This is a genomic window from Burkholderia sp. YIM B11467 (assembly GCF_052952715.1).
The window spans coordinates 249,847-269,820 of record NZ_JBQVSQ010000006.1; the positions used below are offsets into that span (position 1 = coordinate 249,847).

Annotated in this window: 14 protein-coding genes; 3 read left to right on the forward strand and 11 right to left on the reverse strand. The window is 67.4% G+C overall.

All coding sequences use genetic code 11. The features are described 5' to 3' along the window. Positions 1-8: 8 nt before the first annotated feature. The 7 genes from ACTRWB_RS22110 to rpsB form a co-directional block, all read right to left on the reverse strand. Complete coding sequence (locus tag ACTRWB_RS22110; RefSeq protein ID WP_129512427.1) at positions 9-1,205, reverse strand: 1-deoxy-D-xylulose-5-phosphate reductoisomerase; 1,197 nt, start codon at positions 1,203-1,205, stop codon at positions 9-11. Between the two features lie 15 nt (positions 1,206-1,220). Beyond that, a complete protein-coding gene (locus ACTRWB_RS22115; protein WP_129512428.1) occupies positions 1,221-2,042 on the reverse strand; it encodes a phosphatidate cytidylyltransferase in 822 nt (273 codons plus the stop codon). After that, positions 2,036-2,818 carry a polyprenyl diphosphate synthase gene (gene uppS, locus ACTRWB_RS22120; protein WP_006478494.1) on the reverse strand — a complete coding sequence of 261 codons (783 nt, stop codon included), beginning with the start codon at positions 2,816-2,818 and terminating at the stop codon, positions 2,036-2,038. Before uppS ends, ACTRWB_RS22115 begins: the two co-directional genes overlap by 7 nt. A 49-nt stretch (positions 2,819-2,867) precedes the next feature. Further along, the gene (gene frr, locus ACTRWB_RS22125) at positions 2,868-3,428 is read right to left on the reverse strand and encodes a ribosome recycling factor (RefSeq protein WP_048248629.1); all 561 of its coding nucleotides are present in this window, start codon (positions 3,426-3,428) and stop codon (positions 2,868-2,870) included. A gap of 91 nt (positions 3,429-3,519) precedes the next feature. Continuing rightward, positions 3,520-4,233 (reverse strand): UMP kinase, encoded by a 714-nt coding sequence (pyrH, locus tag ACTRWB_RS22130; protein WP_128848396.1) that lies wholly within the window; start codon positions 4,231-4,233, stop codon positions 3,520-3,522. Positions 4,234-4,389: 156 nt separating this feature from the next. Next, positions 4,390-5,271 (reverse strand): translation elongation factor Ts, encoded by an 882-nt coding sequence (tsf, locus tag ACTRWB_RS22135; protein WP_048248633.1) that lies wholly within the window; start codon positions 5,269-5,271, stop codon positions 4,390-4,392. A 162-nt stretch (positions 5,272-5,433) separates the two neighbouring features. Next, complete coding sequence (gene rpsB / locus ACTRWB_RS22140) at positions 5,434-6,174, reverse strand: 30S ribosomal protein S2 (RefSeq protein WP_011352461.1); 741 nt, start codon at positions 6,172-6,174, stop codon at positions 5,434-5,436. Positions 6,175-6,553: 379 nt separating this feature from the next. On the opposite strand from rpsB, the gene map reads away from it, so the two are divergent. From map to ACTRWB_RS22155, 3 genes are read left to right on the forward strand one after another with little or no spacing between them, the layout of a single operon-like run. After that, positions 6,554-7,369 (forward strand): type I methionyl aminopeptidase, encoded by an 816-nt coding sequence (gene map / locus ACTRWB_RS22145; RefSeq protein ID WP_129512429.1) that lies wholly within the window; start codon positions 6,554-6,556, stop codon positions 7,367-7,369. A 45-nt stretch (positions 7,370-7,414) separates the two neighbouring features. Continuing rightward, positions 7,415-9,991, forward strand: coding sequence for a [protein-PII] uridylyltransferase (locus ACTRWB_RS22150; protein WP_193098630.1), 2,577 nt, complete (start codon positions 7,415-7,417; stop codon positions 9,989-9,991). Between the two features lie 16 nt (positions 9,992-10,007). Further along, entirely contained in the window at positions 10,008-12,206 is a 2,199-nt protein-coding gene (locus tag ACTRWB_RS22155; protein ID WP_446903226.1) for a pseudouridine synthase, read from the forward strand. Positions 12,207-12,327: 121 nt separating this feature from the next. On the opposite strand, the gene def is transcribed toward ACTRWB_RS22155, so the two are convergent. From def to smc, 4 genes are all read right to left on the reverse strand, one after another. Further along, complete coding sequence (gene def / locus ACTRWB_RS22160; RefSeq protein ID WP_048248639.1) at positions 12,328-12,861, reverse strand: peptide deformylase; 534 nt, start codon at positions 12,859-12,861, stop codon at positions 12,328-12,330. Beyond that, positions 12,858-14,933, reverse strand: coding sequence for an NAD-dependent DNA ligase LigA (ligA, locus tag ACTRWB_RS22165; RefSeq protein WP_446903227.1), 2,076 nt, complete (start codon positions 14,931-14,933; stop codon positions 12,858-12,860). The genes def and ligA overlap by 4 nt, the downstream gene beginning before the upstream one ends. 164 nt (positions 14,934-15,097) lie before the next feature. Next, complete coding sequence (locus ACTRWB_RS22170; RefSeq protein ID WP_446903228.1) at positions 15,098-16,372, reverse strand: cell division protein ZipA C-terminal FtsZ-binding domain-containing protein; 1,275 nt, start codon at positions 16,370-16,372, stop codon at positions 15,098-15,100. An 85-nt stretch (positions 16,373-16,457) separates the two neighbouring features. Beyond that, the gene (gene smc / locus ACTRWB_RS22175) at positions 16,458-19,970 is read right to left on the reverse strand and encodes a chromosome segregation protein SMC (RefSeq protein WP_129512434.1); all 3,513 of its coding nucleotides are present in this window, start codon (positions 19,968-19,970) and stop codon (positions 16,458-16,460) included. Positions 19,971-19,974: the final 4 nt, after the last annotated feature.

Sequence of the window (19,974 nt, forward strand, 5' to 3'; positions counted from 1 at the left end):
CACTCCATTCAGACAGTACGTTCCACGCGGGGCGCAGGCGCTTTTGCAATGATCGCGGCGGCGAGGCGGCGTGCCTCGGCATCCGCCGCCAGGACGTCGTCGAGCCCGTCGGGTGCACGGTTCGGCAGCGCGTTGAGCACGGCGTCGACCGTTGCGGCGATCGCCATGAAGCCAATCCGGCGCTCGAGAAACGCTTCGACCGCAACTTCGTTCGCCGCGTTCAATGCCGCGCTCGCGATACCGCCTTCCTCAAGCGCCTTCAGCGCCAGCGCGAGGCACGGGAAGCGCGCGTAATCGGGCTTTTCGAACGACAGCTGGGCGATCTGCGCGAGGTCGAGCTGGTCGACGCCCGCATCGACGCGATCGGGGAACGCGAGCGCGTGCGCGATCGGCGTGCGCATGTCGGGGTTGCCGAGCTGCGCGAGCACCGAACCGTCGCGGTACGACACGAGCGAGTGGATCACGCTCTGCGGGTGGATCAGCACGTCGATCCGGTCGCCCGGCAGCCCGAAGATCCAGTGCGCCTCGATCACCTCGAGGCCCTTGTTCATCATCGTCGCGGAATCGACCGAGATCTTGCGGCCCATCACCCAGTTCGGGTGCTTGCACGCCTCGTCCGGCGTCACATCGACGAGCGTGGCCGGCTCGCGCGTGCGGAACGGGCCGCCCGACGCGGTCAGGATGATCTTCGAGATCCCGCCGTGCTCGGCCGCATCGCGCGGCATGCACTGGAAAATCGCGTTGTGTTCGCTGTCGACCGGCAGCAGGATCGCGCCATGGTCGCGCACGGCGTCCATGAAGATCGCGCCCGACATCACGAGCGCTTCCTTGTTCGCCAGCAGGATCCGCTTGCCCGCACGCGCGGCCGCGAGGCTCGGCGCGAGGCCGGCCGCGCCGACGATCGCCGCGACCACCGTGTCGCAACCGTCGCTCTTCGACACGTCGACGAGCGCCTGCGGCCCGTGCAGCACGGTCGTCTTGCTGCCCGCCGCGCGCAGCTTCGCGTCGACCTGCGCGGCCGTCGCGGCATCGCCGACCACCGCCACTTCAGGCGCGAAGCGCAGACACTGCTCGACGAGCTTGTCGCCGTTGCGGTGCGCGGTCAGCGCGTAGACCGAGAATCGTTCGGGGTGGCGCGCGACCACGTCGAGCGTGCTGTCTCCGATCGAGCCCGTGGAACCGAGCAATGTCAGACGTTTTTGCATAACAGAGATAGTGGTTTAACCAAGCAGCAGCATCGCGAGCGGCAACACCGGCAGCAGCGCGTCGACACGGTCGAGCACGCCGCCATGGCCAGGCAGCAGTCCGCTCGAATCCTTCACGCCCGCCTGCCGCTTCAGCAGCGACTCGAACAGGTCGCCGATCACGCTGTACGCGACCAGCAGCGTCAGCGCGGCCCATGCACCGGGCATACCGTAGCGCGCGGCGAATGCAGAAAACAGGGTCGGCTCGAACGCGTGCGCAACCATCGCGACGCCGGCGACGAGCATCACCGCGAGCCAGCCGCCGATCGCGCCTTCCCAGCTCTTCCCGGGACTGATCGTAATGGCCAGTTTACGCTTTCCGAAGGCTTTGCCCGCGAAGTATGCACCGATATCGGCCAGCCAGACGACCAGAAGCAGCGACAGCACGAACGGCACGCCCTGCGCGCGCGCCGCGACGAGCGCATGCCAGCAGGCCGCGAACATCACGAGGCCGGCTGCCAGCAGGAACGGCCGCCATACGCCGCCCGCGAGTTCGGGCTTGCGCCGCAGCGCGAACGGACCGACCAGCAGCCAGAACACGCCGGCCGCCATGAAAAGGGGACGGGACGAAGCCACGTCAATGCCGAGCGGCGTGGTGGCCGCCAGCGCAAGCGCCGCGACGACCGCATAGACGACCGGGCCGGCGCCGCCGAGCTTCAGCAGGCGCGCCCACTCCCACGCGGCAAACACGAGCACGGCGCCGATCAGCGCCCCGAACGCGCCGAGCGGCGCAAACAGCGTCACCGGCAGCAGCACCGCCAGCATCACGAGCGCCGTGATCACACGGGTTTTCAGCATGAAAGGGAATCGGCGTTCTGCGATTGCGGTTCGAGCTGCGCACTCGTGCGCCCGAAACGGCGCTCGCGCTCGGTATACGACGCCATCGCGTCGGCCAGCGCAGCGCCGTCGAAATCCGGCCAGTATTTGTCGGTGAAATAGAATTCGGCGTACGCGAGCTGCCACAGCAGGAAGTTGCTGACGCGCTGCTCGCCGCCGGTACGGATGAAGAGATCCGGCTCCGGCGCATAGGCCATCGCCAGGTGCGGCGCGAACGCGTCCTCGGTCACTTCGACCTCGCGACCCTCGCGCACGGCCTGCTCGACGAGTTTCTTCGTCGCCTGCAGGATGTCCCACCGGCCGCCGTAGTTGGCCGCGATGGTGAGCGTCAGACGGGTATTGCGCGCCGTCTTGGTTTCGGCGCGGCGAATCAGTTCGCGAATGCGCGGCTCGAAGCGATCGAGATCGCCCACGACACGCAGGCGGATCCCGTTCGCATGCAGCTTGCCGACCTCGCGCTCGAGCGCGGTGATGAACAGCCGCATCAGGAACGACACTTCGTCGTTCGGCCGGCGCCAGTTTTCCGAACTGAACGCGAACAGCGTCAGGTATTCGACACCGGCGCGCGCACAGCCTTCGACCACCGCCCGCACGGCATCGACGCCGCGGGTATGCCCCGCGACGCGCGGCAAGCGGCGTTCGGTCGCCCAACGGCCGTTGCCGTCCATGATGATCGCGATGTGACGCGGCACGACGCCGACGTCAGGCACGCGAACGGTAGAGCTGGTATAGGTCATGGCCGTTGAGACAGTAATGCGGGAAGAAGGCGGCGCGCGAGGACGGTCGTCAGACCGTCATGATCTCGGCTTCCTTGCTTTGCACGAGCTTGTCGATTTCGGCCACGTGCTTGTCGGTCAGCTTTTGCACGTCGTCGCTCGCACGGCGCTCGTCGTCTTCCGAGATTTCCTTGTCCTTCACGAGCTTCTTGAGCGCTTCGTTCGCGTCGCGGCGCAGGTTGCGGATCGCGACCTTGGCCGTTTCGCCTTCGCTCTTGACGACCTTGGTCAGCTCGCGGCGGCGCTCTTCCGTCAGCGCGGGCATCGGCACGCGGATCAGGTCGCCGGACGTTGCCGGGTTCAGGCCGAGATCGGCTTCGCGAATGGCCTTCTCGACCTTCGCGACCATCGGCTTTTCCCACGGCTGCACACCGATCGTGCGCGCGTCGACGAGCGTCATGTTGGCGACTTGCGAGATCGGCACCATCGACCCGTAGTAGTCGACCTGCACGTGATCGAGCATGCCGGTGTGCGCACGGCCCGTACGGATCTTCGCCAGATCGCTCTTGAATGCATCGATCGAGCGCTGCATCTTCTGCTCGACGCCCTTCTTGGTATCAGCGACACTCATTTCAACCTCCGAACCTTCAAACCTTCAAAAAACGCGGGCACTGCCCGGCGCACCATGCGCACCAGGGCCGACGACCCGCATCCGCGGGAGTTTACACGTGGACGAGCGTACCTTCGTCCTCGCCCAGCACGATGCGCTTGAGCGCGCCCGGCTTGTTGATCGAAAACACGCGAATCGGCAGCTTCTGGTCGCGGCACAGCGCAAAGGCCGTCGCGTCCATCACCTGCAGGTTGCGGCTGATCGCCTCGTCGAAGCTGATCGTCGTGTAGCGCGTGGCCGCCGGATCCTTCTTCGGATCGGCAGAATATACGCCATCGACCTTGGTCGCCTTCAGTACGACCTCGGCGCCCACTTCCGAACCGCGCAGCGCGGCGGCCGTGTCCGTCGTGAAGAACGGGTTGCCCGTGCCGGCCGCGAAGATCACGACGCGGCCTTCCTCGAGCTGACGGATCGCGCGCGGACGGATGTACGGCTCGACGACCTGGTCCATCCGCAGCGCGGACTGCACGCGCGCCTCGATGCCGGCGTGGCGCATCGCGTCCTGCAGCGCCAGCGCGTTCATCATCGTCGCGAGCATCCCCATGTAGTCGGCGGTCGCGCGGTCCATGCCGGCTGCGCCACCCGCGACACCGCGGAAAATATTACCGCCGCCGATCACGACCGCAAGCTGCGTCCCGAGACGCACGACTTCGGCGATATCGGCCACCATCCGTTCGATCGTCGCGCGATTGATGCCAAAGGCATCGTCGCCCATCAGCGCTTCGCCGGAGAGTTTGAGGAGGACGCGTTTATAGGCATTGGACATAGGGGCTTCCGAGCGACGAGAGGATGACAACCACGAACTGTAGGGGCGAAATACTGATTCGGGCAAGCGCCGCCGGTCGGACCGGGTTTCCCGGCCGGCCGGCGGCGGCGCCGACCGCGGCGGAGCGGACGCCCGCCGCGGATACTGCCTGACTGCTTACTGCTGCTTTGCTGCTGCGACTTGCGCGGCCACTTCGGCGGCGAAGTCGTCCTGGCGCTTCTCGATGCCTTCGCCGACGACGAACAGCGCGAACTTTTGCACTGCGGCATTCGCTGCCTTCAGCATCTGTTCGATCGTCTGCTTGTCGTTCTTCACGAACGTCTGGTTCAGCAGCGACACTTCCTTCAGGTACTTCTGGACGCTACCGTCGACCATCTTCGCGACGATCTCGGCCGGCTTGCCCGATTCCGCAGCCTTCTGCTCGGCCACGCGGCGCTCCGTCTCGATCAGCTCGGCCGGAACATCAGCCGACGACAGCGCGACCGGCTTCATTGCCGCGATGTGCATCGCGACGTCCTTGCCGACTTGCTCTTCGCCGCCCGTGTACTCGACGATCACGCCGATACGCGCGCCGTGCAGGTACGTCGCGATCTTGTTCGCGGTTTCGAAGCGGACGAAACGGCGGATCGACACGTTCTCGCCGATCTTGCCGACCAGTGCCAGGCGCACTGCGTCGACCGTCGAGCCTTCGAGCGGCAGCGCCGACAGCGCGGCCACGTCGGCCGGGTTCTGCGTCGCGACGAGTTCGGCGACCGTCTTCGAGAACGCGAGGAAGTCGTCGTTCTTCGCGACGAAGTCGGTTTCGCAGTTCAGTTCGACCAGCGCGCCTGCGTTGCCGCCGACGAACGATGCGACGACGCCTTCGGCCGTCACGCGCGATGCCGCCTTGCTCGCCTTGTTGCCGAGCTTGACGCGCAGCAGCTCTTCAGCCTTGGCCAGATCGCCGTCGGCTTCCGTCAGCGCCTTCTTGCACTCCATCATCGGTGCGTCGGTCTTTGCGCGCAGTTCTGCCACCATGCTTGCGGTAATTGCCGCCATCATTCGCTCCTTGAGTCTGTATTCACAACGCCGCCCGCTTTGACGCGGACGGCCGAGATTCGTTTCCGGACCCGCGCCGATTCGGCGCGATCAGGTCCGGCGCACAAGCTTAAAAAAAGGGGGCCTGTTGAGAGCCCCCTTTTTGCGCCGGCTCGGGGCCAGTTACGCGTTTTCCTCGACGTACTCGTCGTCGCCGCGCGCTGCCTGGACCACTTCGTTGACCGCGTTCGCACGGCCTTCGAGGATCGCGTCGGCCACGCCTTCAGCGTACAGCGCGACTGCCTTGCTCGAGTCGTCGTTGCCCGGGATCACGTAGTCCACACCTTCCGGCGAGTGGTTCGTATCGACCACGGCGATGACCGGCACGCCCAGCTTGTTCGCTTCCGTGACGGCAATCTTGTGGTAGCCGACGTCGACGACGAAGATCGCGTCCGGAATGCCGCCCATGTCCTTCACGCCACCGATCGACTTTTGCAGCTTGGCGATCTCACGTTCGAACAGCAGCGCTTCCTTCTTGCTCATCTTCTCGGTTTCGCCCGATTCGACGGCTGCTTCCATGTCCTTCAGGCGCTTGATCGACACCTTCAGCGTCTTGAAGTTCGTCATCATGCCGCCGAGCCAGCGTGCGTTGACGTACGGCATGCCTGCGCGCTGCGCTTCCTGAGCGATCGTGTCGCGCGACTGGCGCTTCGTGCCGACGAACAGGATCGTGCCGCGGTTCGCTGCCAGCTGACGCACGTACTTCTGTGCGTCCGTGAACATCGGCAGCGTCTTTTCGAGGTTGATGATGTGAATCTTGTTGCGGTGACCGAAAATGAACGGAGCCATCTTCGGGTTCCAGAAGCGCGTCTGGTGACCGAAGTGGACACCCGCTTCCAGCATTTGGCGCATCGTAACTGCCATGTAAATTCTCCACGAGGGTTGGGTCTTAAGCCGGCTGCCGTACCGCCGCGCGAACCTGCCCCGAAGGGCGTCGAATTCAGCGCGGCCGGCACCCTGGTTGCGCCGGCTTGCGATTCGGCACGTGCGGAATGCCCGTGCCGTAAGCCTTTCACCGCGATGCCGCCCCAAGATGGGGAAAACTCAGCATTTGGATATCGACTTAGCCAAAGAGTATAGCACGCCGATTTGTCCGCTCTCAAGTCGCGCACCACTTTCGCTTGCCGCGCGGCAGCCGGCCGGACAATCCGCGAAAACCCGCATCCGCGCGGCCGGCAGGGGCTGCGAGGCCCGCCATAAGGTGCGATAATCCGTCAATTCACCGCATTCCAGGCATACCTCGATGGCTATTACGCTCAAAAACGAACACGATATCGCCGAGATGCGCGTCGCCTGCCGTCTCGCGAGCGAAGTGCTCGACTTCATCACGCCGCACGTCGTCGCGGGCATCACGACCGCCGAACTCGACCGCCTCTGCCACGAGTTCATGCTCAACGAGCAGGGCACGATCCCCGCGCCGCTGAACTACCAGCCGCCCGGCTACCCGCCGTACCCGAAGGCCACCTGCATCTCCGTCAACGACGTGATCTGCCACGGCATTCCCGGCGAGAAGGTGATCAAGAACGGCGACGCGCTGAACATCGACGTCACCGTGATCAAGAACGGCTACTTCGGCGACACGAGCCGGATGTTCATCGTCGGCGAGGGTTCGATCCTCGCGAAGCGCCTCGTGCAGACCACCTACGAGTGCATGTGGCTCGGCATCGACCAGGTGAAGCCCGGCGCGCACCTCGGCGACATCGGCTACGCGATCCAGAAGCACGCGGAAGCACAGGGCTACAGCGTCGTGCGCGAATACTGCGGCCACGGCATCGGCACGGTGTTCCACGAGGATCCGCAGGTCGTCCATTACGGTCGGCCGGGCACGGGCATCGAGCTGAAGCCCGGGATGATCTTCACGATCGAGCCGATGATCAACGCCGGCAAGCGCGACATCCGCACGATGCCCGACCAGTGGACGGTCAAGACGCGCGACCGCAGCCTGTCCGCGCAGTGGGAGCACACGGTGCTCGTCACCGAAACCGGCTACGACGTGCTGACCGTGTCGGCCGGCACGCCGGCGCGCCCCGTGTTCGCGCAACCGACCGCCGCGGTCTGAGCGCCGTCGCGCCCGCCCGCCCCGCCCGCAACTGACCGGCCGCCCATGAGCGCTCACGCTGCCCCCTCTCCCGAAGCGCTGTCGCGGCGCGCCGAATTCAAGGCCGCCAAGACCGACATGCTCGAGCGCTTTCGCCGCGCGACGAACGTCGCGTCGCTGATGCACGCGCTGTCGAAACTCACCGACGACGCATTGAAGCGCGTGTGGGACGAATGCGGGCTGCCCGCGACACTCGCGCTCGTCGCCGTCGGCGGCTACGGGCGCGGCGAGCTCGCGCCCTATTCCGACGTCGACATCCTCGTGCTGCTGCCCGATGCGCACGACCCGGCGCTCGATGCGCGCATCGAACGCTTCATCGGGATGGCGTGGGATCTCGGCCTCGAGATCGGCAGCAGCGTGCGCACGGTCGCGCAGTGCATCGAGGAGGCATCGCAGGACGTCACGGTACAGACGTCCCTGCTGGAAGCACGCCGCATCGTCGGCAGCACCGCGCTGTTCGAGCGCTTCACGGTGCGCTACCACGAGGCACTCGACGCCCGCGCGTTCTACACCGCGAAAGTGCTCGAGATGCGCCAGCGCCATGCGAAGTTCCAGGACACGCCGTACAGCCTCGAACCGAACGTGAAGGAAAGCCCCGGCGGGCTGCGCGACCTGCAGACGATCCTGTGGATCGCACGCGCGGCGGGTTTCGGCAGCAGCTGGCGCGAGCTCGACACGCGCGGCCTCATCTCCGAACGCGAAGCGCGCGAGCTGCGCCGCAACGAAGGCTTCCTGAAGACGCTGCGCGCACGGCTGCACGTGATCGCCGGCCGCCGCCAGGACATGCTCGTCTTCGACCTGCAGACGCAGGCGGCCGAGAGCTTCGGCTACCAGCCGACGCAGGCCAAGCGCGCGAGCGAACAGCTGATGCGTCGTTATTACTGGGCCGCGAAGGCCGTCACGCAGCTCGCGACGATCCTGATCCAGAACATCGAGGCGCAGCTGTTCCCCGCGACGAGCGGCATCACGCGCGTGCTGTCGCCCGATCGCTTCGTCGAGAAGCAGGGGATGCTCGAGATCGTCGACGACAGCGTGTTCGAGCGCCATCCCGACGCGATCCTCGAAGCGTTCCTGCTGTACGAAACGACCCGCGGCGTGAAGGGCCTGTCCGCACGCACGCTGCGCGCGCTGTACAACTCGCGCGAAATCATGAACAACGCGTGGCGCCGCGATCCGCAGAACCGCCGCACGTTCATGCTGATCCTGCAGCAGCCCGAAGGAATCACGCACGCGTTCCGGCTGATGAACCAGACGAGCGTGCTCGGTCGTTACCTGCTGAACTTCCGCCGCATCGTCGGCCAGATGCAGCACGACCTGTATCACGTGTACACGGTCGATCAGCACATCCTGATGGTGTTGCGCAACATCCGCCGCTTCGCGGTCGCCGAGCATGCGCACGAATATCCGTTCTGCAGCCAGCTGATCGGCAACTTCGAGCGCCCGTGGGTGCTGTATATTGCGGCGCTGTTCCACGACATCGCGAAGGGCCGCGGCGGCGACCACTCGACGCTCGGGATGGCCGACGCGCGGCGCTTCTGCCGCGAACACGGCGTCTCCGGCGACGACGCGGCGCTGATCGTGTGGCTCGTCCAGCATCACCTGACGATGAGCCAGGTCGCGCAGAAGCAGGACACGAGCGACCCCGAAGTCATCAAGCGCTTCGCCGAACTCGTCGGCAACGAGCGACGCCTCACCGCGCTCTACCTGCTGACCGTCGCCGATATCCGCGGCACGAGCCCGAAGGTGTGGAACACGTGGAAGGGCAAGCTGCTCGAGGACCTGTACCGCATCACGCTCGCGGTGCTCGGCGGCGCCAACCCGGACGCGCATTCGGAACTGAAGTCGCGGCAGGAACAGGCGCTCGCGCTGCTGCGCCTCGAGACCGTGCCCGACGACGCGCATCGCGCGCTATGGGATCAACTCGACATCGGCTTCTTCCTGCGTCACGATGCGGCCGACATCGCGTGGCAGACGCGTGTGCTGTACCGGCACGTGAACGCCGAAACCGCGATCGTCCGCGCGCGGCCGTCGCCGATCGGCGACGCGCTGCAGGTGCTCGTGTACGTGAAGGACCGCCCCGACCTGTTCGCGGGCATCTGCGCGTATTTCGACCGCAACGGGCTGTCGGTGCTCGACGCGCGCGTCAGCACGACGCGGCACGGCTATGCGCTCGACAACTTCATCGTCACGCAGACCGAACGTGACGTGCGGTACCGCGACATCGCGAATCTCGTCGAGCAGCAGCTCGCGACGCGGCTCGCCGAAACGGCACCGCTGCCGGAGCCGTCCAAGGGCCGCCTGTCGAGGCTGTCCCGGACGTTTCCGATCACGCCGCGCGTCGACCTGCGGGCCGACGAGCGCGGCCAGTACTACATCCTGTCCGTGTCCGCCAACGACCGGCCGGGCCTTCTCTATTCGATCGCGCGCGTACTCGCCGAGCATCGGATCGGCGTCCATGCGGCGCGGATCAATACGCTCGGCGAACGCGTCGAGGACATCTTCCTGCTCGCGGGTGCCGGCTTGTCCGACAACCGCCTGCAGATCCAGCTCGAAACCGAATTGCTGCGCGCGATCGCAGTCTGAATGAATCCCAGCGTTTATGCGCACCAAACTCACCGTCAAGAATCCGCAGCCGGCGTCGCCGACCCGCGCACCCGTCCGCTCCGGCAGCCACGTTGCCCGCAAGGCGGTGCGCCCCGCCCCGCCGCCCGCGGCAGACAAGCCGGCGCGCCCGAAAAAGGCGGCCCCGGCTGCCGGCGGCGAACGCACGTTCAAGCCGCGCGGCGCCGCGGGCGCCGAGCGCCCGGGCGCGGATCGCGCAACGGCCAAGCGTGCGCCGCGCGACGGCGGTGCCGAACGCAGCAGCTATCGCGGCGCTGACGGCAAGCCCGCGGCGCGTGGCGAGCGCAGCGAGTCCCGCCCGTATCGCGGCGCCGATGCCCGGCCGGCCGGCAACCGCAGCAGCGGCGACAAGCCGTTCAGCCGCGGCAATCCCGACGCGCGCCCGCCCCGTCGCGGCGATGACGATGCACGGCCGCGCCGCGCAGGTGCCGAAGGCGGCCCGCGTGCGCCCTATCGGGACAACGCAGCCGGTGAAGGTGCGAAGCGCAGCTATGGCGACCGCCCACCGCGCCGCAGCGACGACGACGCACGTCCGCGCCGCGCAGGTGCCGAAGGTGGCCCGCGCGCACCCTATCGCGACAAGGCAACTGGCGACGGCCCGAAGCGCAGCTTCGGCGACCGCCCGCCGCGCCGCAGCGACGACGACGCACGGCCGCGCCGTGCAGGTGCCGAAGGCGGCCCGCGCGCACCCTATCGCGACAAGGCAACTGGCGACGGCCCGAAGCGCAGCTATGGCGACAGCCGTACGCCGTCCGACCGTCCGCCCCGCCGCAGCGATGACGATGCACGTCCGCGTCGCGCAGGCGCAGAAGGCGGCCCGCGCGCACCCTATCGCGACAAGGCAACTGGCGACGGCCCGAAGCGCAGCTATGGCGACAGCCGTACGCCGTCCGACCGTCCGCCCCGCCGCAGCGATGACGATGCACGTCCGCGTCGCGCAGGCGCAGAAGGCGGCCCGCGCGCACCCTATCGCGACAAGGCAACCGGCGACGGCCCGAAGCGCAGCTTCGGCGACAGCCGTACACCGTCCGACCGCCCGCCCCGTCGCAGCGATGACGATCGTCCGCGCCGCGCAAGCACTGGCGAAGGCGGCGCGCGCGCACCCTATCGTGACAAGGCAACCGGCGACGGCCCGAAGCGCAGCTTCGGTGACCGCCGTACGCCGTCCGACCGTCCGGCTCGCCGCAGCGAAGACGATGCACGTCCGCGCCGCGCAAGCACCGGCGAAGGCGGCGCACGCGCACCCTATCGCGACAAGGCAGCCGGCGAAGGCGCGAAGCGCAGCTTTGGCGACCGCCCGGCTCGCCCCGCACGCGCTGGCGAGCGTAGCGGCACCGAGCGCCGCTCGACCGGTGCAGGCCTGAAGACCTCGCAACCCGTCAAGCGCCAGGCGGCCGACATCGACTACGGCGACGAAACCGGCCTGATGCGCCTGTCGAAGCGGATGTCCGAACTCGGCATGTGCTCGCGCCGCGAAGCCGACGAGTGGATCGAAAAGGGCTGGGTGCTCGTCGACGGCGAACGCATCGACACGCTCGGCACCAAGGTGCGCGCCGACCAGAAGATCGAGATCGACGAACGCGCGAGCGCCGAGCAGGCCGCGCAGGTGACGATCCTGCTGCACAAGCCGGTCGGCTATGTGTCGGGTCAGGCTGAAGACGGTTATGAACCGGCGGCCGTGCTGATCACGCGCGGGAACCACTGGAGCGGCGACCATTCGCCGCAGCGCTTCTCGCCGCAGCACCTGCACGCGCTCGCGCCGGCCGGCCGGCTCGACATCGATTCCACCGGCCTGCTCGTGCTGACGCAGAACGGCCGGATCGCGAAACAGCTGATCGGCGAGCAGTCGGACATCGACAAGGAGTACCTGGTGCGGGTGCGTTTCGGCGAACGGCTGCTCGACATCGACCAGCACTTCCCCGCGGAATCGCTCGCGAAGCTGCGCCACGGCCTCGAACTCGACGGCGTTGCGCTGAAGCCCGCGATGGTGAGCTGGCAGAACGGCGAGCAGCTGCGCTTCGTGCTGCGCGAAGGCAAGAAGCGCCAGATCCGGCGCATGTGCGAACTGGTCGGCCTCGACGTGATCGGCCTCAAGCGCGTGCGGATGGGGCGTGTGATGCTGGGCGCGCTGCCGCAGGGGCAATGGCGCTATCTGTCCGCCGACGAGACGTTCTGACCGCGGGCACGCGATGTGTGCCACGCAATGAAAAAGCCCGCGCATGCGGGCTTTTTCGTTTCCGGCGAACCGGACAGGGCAAACCGCGCGCCGGCAACACACCGGCCGCGTCGCATCTCGATCAGTCGTCGGCAGCCGGATCGAGCCCCGGGAACAGCACCTCGGTGAAGCCGAAGCGCGTGAAGTCGGTAATCCGCATCGGATACAGCTTGCCGATCAGGTGATCGTATTCATGCTGGACGACGCGCGCATGAAAATCGTCGGCGACGCGATCGATCTTCTGGCCGAACTGATCGAAGCCGCTGTAGCGCACCTTCGCGTAGCGGCTGACGACGCCGCGCATGCCCGGCACCGACAGGCAGCCTTCCCAGCCCTCTTCCATGTCCGGCGGCATGTACTCGATCTTCGGATTGATCAGCACGGTCTCGGGCACCGGCGGTGCATCCGGGTAGCGGTTGTTGTTGCCGAAGCCGAAGATGATGATCTGCAGCCCGATGCCGATCTGCGGCGCGGCCAGGCCGGCACCGTTCGCGTGGTGCATCGTCTCGAACATGTCCGCGACGATCTCGTGCAGTTCGGGCGTGTCGAACCGCTCGACCGGTTTGGCGATTTCGAGCAGGCGCGGATCGCCCATCTTCAGGATCTCGCGAATCATGGCGTATTGCCCTCCAGGAGTTGGTGCAGGCCGTCTTCGTCCAGCACGGGGATGCCGAGTTCCTCGGCCTTCACGAGCTTGCTGCCGGCTTCGGCGCCCGCGACCACATAATCCGTCTTCTTCGATACCGAGCCCGCCACTTTCGCGCCCGCCGCTTCGAGCATCTCCTTCGCGGCATCGCGCGTAAGCGTCGGCAGCGTGCCCGTCAGCACGACCGTCTTGCCGGCCAGCACGCCCTGCGGCGCCTTCGGCGCAGGCGGCCCTTCCGGCCATGTGACCTTGCCCGGCGCACGCAACTGCTCGATCACGGTCCGGTTGTGCTCTTCCGCGAAAAACTGGTGGAGCGATTCGGCGACGATCGGCCCGACGTCGTTGACTTCGAGCAGTTCGTCGAGGGATGCGTCCATGATCGGCGTCAGCGAGCCGAAATGCTTCGCGAGATCCTTCGCGGTCGATTCGCCGACATGGCGGATACCGAGCCCGTAGATGAAGCGCGCGAGCGTCGTGTGCTTGGCCTTCTCGAGCGAATCGAGCAGGTTCTGCGCGGACTTCTCGGCGAACCGGTCGAGCTCCGCGAGCGTCGCGAAGCCGAGATTGAACAGGTCGGCCGGCGTGCGCACGAGATTCAGGTCGACGAGCTGGTCGATGATCTTCTCGCCGAGCCCGTCGATGTCGAGCGCGCGGCGCTGCGCGAAGTGCCACAGCGCCTGCTTGCGCTGCGCCGGGCAGAACAGGCCGCCCGTGCAGCGCGCGATCGCTTCGTCCGGCAGGCGCTCGATCTTCGAGCCGCACACCGGGCACTCGGTCGGCATCACGAATTCGGCCGCATCGTCCGGGCGCCGGTCGAGCAGCGCGCCGACCACTTCAGGAATCACATCACCCGCACGCCGCACGATCACGGTATCGCCGATCCGGATGTCCTTGCGGCGCACTTCATCCTCGTTGTGCAGCGTCGCGTTGGTCACGGTCGCGCCGCCGACGAACACGGGCTCGAGTCGCGCGACCGGCGTGATCGCGCCGGTACGGCCGACCTGCACGTCGATCGCGACGAGCTTCGTCAGCGCTTCCTGCGCGGGGAACTTGTGCGCGAGCGCGAAGCGCGGCGCGCGCGACACGAAGCCCAGGCGCTCCTGCTCGTCGCGCCGGTTGACCTTGTAGACGACGCCGTCGATGTCGTACGGCAGCGACTCGCGCTTCTCGCCGACCTTGCGGAAGAAGTCGAGCAATCCCTCGGCACCGTGCACGACCGCGCTCTCGCGGTTCACGGGCAGGCCGAGCGTCTCGTACCAGTCGAGCAGCGCGCTGTGCGTGTCGGGCATCGGCATCCCGTCGAGCACGCCGATTCCGTATGCGAAGAACGACAGCGGACGCTGCGCGGTGATCTTCGAGTCGAGCTGGCGCAGGCTGCCGGCCGCCGCGTTGCGCGGGTTCGCGAATTCACGCTGCTCGGCCTCGCGCTGGCGTTCGTTCAGGCGCGCGAAATCGCGCTTGAACATCAGCACCTCGCCGCGCACGTCGAGCACGGCCGGCACGTTCGCCCCCTTCAGCTTCAGCGGAATCGAACGGATCGTGCGCACGTTCCCGGTCACGTCCTCGCCGGTCGTGCCGTCGCCGCGCGTCGACGCCTGCACGAACACGCCGTTCTCATAGCGCAGCGAGATCGCAAGGCCATCGAACTTCAGTTCGCACGCGTATTCGACGGGCTCCGTCACCGAGCCGGCGAGATCGGTCGTCTTGTCGAGCGCGTCGGCGACGCGCTTGTCGAACGCGGCGATGTCCTCGTCGGCGAAGCCGTTGTTCAGCGACAGCATCGGTGCGTCGTGAACGACCGGCGTGAAACCGCCGGCCGCCTCGCCGCCGACGCGCTGCGTCGGCGAGTCGGGCGTCACGAGTTCGGGATGGTCGGTTTCGAGCTGCTGCAGTTCGCGGAACAGCCGGTCGTATTCGGCGTCGGGCAGATCCGGCTGGTCGAGCACGTAGTAGGCGTAGTTCGCCCGCTCGAGTTGATCGCGCAGCCACGCGGCACGCGCGTCGGGCTGGCTGGCTGGCGGTTCGGCTTGGGTTCGGGCCATGCTGGCGGCAGATTCGTTCTGAGAAAATCGGATGCCCGATTATCTCAGTTTGGCGCCGTGGCGGGGCGTGCAATGCGCGCCCGACAAGCGTGCTGCAGCGCACACGGAAAGGTGTGCGCTGCAACGGCGAACGACGGCGCCGCAGGCCGTGGCGCGCAATCGCGTTACTGGCTGAAGAGGCGGCGCGTGACCGGCGAACCGGCCGGAATGCCGGCTTCCTCGAGCTTCGCGTACAGCTTCATCAGTTGCTGCTCGATCGCCAGCAGCGTCGACTCCGGCAGCGGCCGGCGCGAATCGTCGACGACCCGCGCGCCGATCCTCTCCGACAGCGACTTCGCGTAATCGCACATCAGCCGGAACGGCAGGATGTCCTCTTCGGCGACCGGCACGTCGAGCACCAGCGTGATCATGTTGCCGCCCTTGTACGTGAGGTCGTCGCGCAGGAAGTTCGTGTCGCCGAACTGCAGCATGAACACGGGGTTCTGCTTCGCATCGAGTTTCACGAAACGCGTGCCGTCGCGCGACAGCAGCAGCCCGTCCTGCGACGCGACGGCCTGCACGTAGTTGGCCGACCACGGTGCGCCGTCCGACATCACGTTGATCGACAGTTGCGCGTCGCACTGCGCGGCAAAGGCGTCGAGTTCGCGCGCCATCGCCACCGTTTCCATCATGTCCGGGAATTCCGGCGCGCCGTCGATCGCGTCGGCGAACTGCTGGACGCCCGTCACGAATTCGGAGAATTCGAGTTCGTTCAGCGCGCCGCTGCGGTTCGCGAGCTGCGCGGCCGCGCGCAGTTCGTCGTAGCGCACGCCGTTCTGCAGCAGTTCCCACTGGCCGCCGTCCGGCTTGCCTTCGATGTGCACCGGCTTGCTGCCGGCACGGCGCAGCCGCTGCGCGGCCGGCAGGATCTTGTCGCCCGGCAGCGGCCCGGCGAGGCGGATCGGCACGATGCAGTCGATCCGGCGGTCGACGATCGCGGGCGGCGCCGACGAGATCGTCGTCGCGGCCGGCAGCACGGGCTCGGATGCGTCGGCCGGTTCGGCGGACGCTTCGTGCACCGCGGCGGGCACGGCGTTTTCACCGGCAGCCGGCTCAGCCGTTTCGAGTGGCGTGTCGACACCGGTCGCCTCGGCCTGCAGATCGGCCGGCATGTCGGCAGGTGCCGCGCCACCGAACGTCGGCTCGACGCGCGCGGCCTCGGCCGGCGTGACGGCCGCCGCGACCGGTGCCGCGGGTTCGCGCCGCACCGGCTGACGCACCGGCTCGATGAACGGCAAATCTTCGTCGCGCTCGGGGCGATTCATCGCCTCGGCCGCTTCCTCCGGCATCGGGCGCGGCATCCTGCGCCGCACCTTCGCGCCCTGCCATGCGTTGTAGACCACGACGCCGCCCACCACGACGGCGCCCGCGCCGATCAAACCGAGTGTCAACTCGTCCATGCACGCTCCATCAGCAATTCTTTTTCGTCGGAACCGCGAACGGGCGCCCATGCGCCGCGCGAACGCGGTCCGGTTTCGTCAAACGTCAATTCTGGGCAAAACCCGCGGCGGTTTCCATGTCCACCGCAACGATCCGCGACACGCCCTGCTCCTGCATCGTCACGCCGATCAGCTGCTGCGCCATCTCCATCGCGATCTTGTTGTGCGAGATGAACAGGAACTGCGTCTTGTCGGACATCGCGCGCACCAGGTTCGCGAAACGTTCGGTGTTCGCGTCGTCGAGCGGCGCGTCGACCTCGTCGAGCAGACAGAACGGCGCCGGGTTCAACTGGAACATCGCGAACACCAGCGCGGTCGCGGTCAGCGCTTTCTCGCCGCCCGACAGCAGGTGGATCGTCGCGTTCTTCTTGCCCGGCGGCTGCGCCATCACCTGCACGCCGGCATCGAGGATCTCGTCGCCCGTCATGATCAGCTTCGCCTGGCCACCGCCGAACAGGCGCGGGAACAGGTCGCTGAAGTGACGGTTGACCTCGTCGAAGGTGCCCTGCAGCAGCGTGCGGGTTTCCTGGTCGATCTTGTGGATCGCGTCCTCGAGCGTCGTGATCGCGTCGATCAGGTCGGCCGACTGCGCATCGAGGAACACCTTGCGCTCGCTCGCGGCCTTCAGCTCGTCGAGCGCGGCCATGTTCACCGGGCCGAGCGCGTTGATCGCGTTGTTGAGCCGCGTGACCTCGCCCTGCAGGTACGACGGTTTCAGATCCGGCGTCAGCTTCTCGGACAGCGCGGCCTCGTCGACCTCGGCCGTCGCGAGCTGCTCGGCGAACTGCTCGACGGCCAGGCGCGCGGCCTGCTCCTTCAACTGCAATTCGGTAATGCGGTCGCGCAACGGCTGCAGCGACCGCTCGGCAACGAGACGCTGCTCGTCCGACGCGCGCAGCTTCGCGGTCAGGTCGTCGAGCTCGATCCGCGCGGCCTGCAGCGCTTCTTCCTTCACCGCGCGAATCTCGAGCGCGTCCTGCAGGCCCGTGTGTGCGGTCTGCTCGTTGATCGTCTCGAGCTCGGCGCGCGCGTCTTCCAGCGACGCGGCGACGCGTTCGCTCTGTTCGTGCGCGACCTGGATGCTGCGCTTAAGTTCGTCGATCCGGGTCACCGCGTTGCGTGCCGCGAAGCGCGCGTCGTTCGCGCCGCGCTCCAGGTCACGCGCTTCCTGACGCGCCTGCGTCAGCGATTCGTCGAGCGATTCGAACGCGAGCTGGTTGTCCTCGAAGCGCGCCTGCAGTTCCGCGAGTTCGCCGTCGAAGCGCTCGAAATTCGCTTCCGACTCCGCACGCATCGCGCGCTGCTCTTCGATCTGCGCGCCGATTTCCTCGAGTTCCTCGCGGATCTGCGTGCTGCGCTGCGTGTAACGTTCGTGCGCCTGCGCGAGCTTCAGCACATCCATCTGCAGCGCGTGCACGCGCTGCGTCGCACGCTCGGCCTGCGCGCGCACGTCGCCGAGCGCCTGCGTGGCCTGCGTGTGCGCGGCTTCCGCGCGCACGGCTGCCGTGCGCGCCTCGTCGGCGAGCAGCGCCTGCGCGCGCACCTGCCGTGTCAGGTTTTCGATTTCCTGCTGGCGGGCCAGCATCCCGGCCTGTTCCGAATCGGCCGCGTACAACTGCACGCCCACGCGCGTGACGATATGGCCGGCCTTGACGACGAACGCGCCGCCTGCCGGCAGTTGCGTGCGCGTCGCGAGCGCCTGCGCGACGTCGTCGGCGACGTACACGTTGCCGAGCCAGTCGTTCAGCACCGCACGAATGCCCGCGTCATCGATGCGCACGAGCGACAGCACCGGGCGCAGCCCGGCCACCGCCGCGGGCGGTTCGCCGGCCGCGGGCGGTGCGTAGAACGCGAGCTTCGCGGGCGGCGCATCGGTCGCGAACGCCTTCACCCAGTCGAGATTCGATACTTCGAGCGCGGCGAGGCGCTCGCGCAGCACGGCCTCGAGCGCCGCTTCCCAGCCGGCTTCGACGTGCAGCTTCTTCCACAGGCGCGGCAGCGCGCCGAGCTCGTGCTTGTCGAGCCACGGCTGCACCTTGCCTTCCGTCTGCACGTTTTCCTGCAGCTGCTTCAGCGCGGCCAGGCGCGCCTCGAGCTGGTGGATCTGTGCGGCTTCGGCCTGCACGCGCTCCTGCGCGGCACGGCGCTCGCCATCGAGACGCGGCACCGTTTCCTGTGCGTCGGCGAGGCGCGCCTGCGCTTCGGCCAGGATCTCTTCCTGCTCGGCGAGCTGCATGCGCAACTCCTCGAGCTGCGCCTCGTCCGGCGCATCGAGCCCGCCCGCTTCGCTCTTCAGGCGCTCATGGCGCTGCTGAAGCTGCTGGAGCTGCTGATCGGCATTGCGCTGGTGCGCGGCTTCGAGCTTCAGCGACTGTTCGGTCTGCGCGATCCGCGCGCGCTCGTCGTTGAGCTGCGCCTGCGCATCGCGCCACTTCGCTTCGAGCGCCGGCAGCGCGTCGTGCTTCGCGGCCGCGTTGTCCTCGGCGAGCGCGGCCTTCTCGTCGGCCATCGCGCGCGCCTCTTCGGCTTCCTCGAGCTCGTCCTGCGACTTCTCGGCCTGCGCGCGCCATTGCTCGCGCTGCGCGTTCAGCGCGGCAATCTGCGCCTGCACGCGGTTGCGCGATTCGACGATGAACTTGATCTCGGCTTCGAGGCGGCTCACCTCGGCGTTCGCCTCGTAAAGCGAACCCTGCGCGCCCTGCATCGCATCGCTCGCCGCGTAATGCGCGACGCGCAGCGTCTCGAGCTGCGACTCGACTTCACGCAGCTTCGCGGTCTGCGCCTCGAGGTCGATCTGCGCCTGTTCGATCGCGCGCTGCTGCTTCTGCTGCTCGCCGGCGGCCTCGTTCTTGCGCAGCAGCCACAACAGGCGCTGCTTCTCCTCGCCATCGGCGACGAGGTCCTTGTACTTGGTCGCGACGACGGCCTGCGCCTCGAGCTTCTCGAGGTTCGCGCCGAGTTCGCGGACGATGTCCTCGACGCGCGTCAGGTTCTCGCGCGTGTCGTGCAGGCGGTTCTCGGTCTCGCGGCGGCGTTCCTTGTACTTCGACACGCCCGCGGCTTCCTCGAGGAACACGCGCAGTTCTTCCGGCTTCGCCTCGATGATCCGCGCGATCATGCCCTGCCCGATGATCGCGTACGCACGCGGCCCGAGGCCCGTGCCGAGGAAGATGTCCTGGATGTCGCGGCGGCGCGCCGGCAGGTTGTTGATGTAGTAGCTCGACGTGCCGTCGCGCGTGAGCACGCGCTTCACGGCGATTTCGCCGTACTGGCCCCACTGCCCGGCCGCGCGGCCGTCGGAGTTGTCGAAGATCAGCTCGACGCTGGCCCGGCTGCCGGGCTTGCGAGCGGTCGAGCCGTTGAAGATCACGTCCTGCATCGACTCGCCGCGCAGCTCGGAAGCGCGCGACTCGCCGAGCACCCAGCGCACGGCGTCGATGATGTTGGACTTGCCGCACCCGTTCGGGCCCACCACGCCGACAAGCTGGCCCGGAACCTGGAAATGCGTGGGATCGACAAAGGATTTGAAGCCAGCGAGTTTGATCGAGCTCAGACGCACGGCG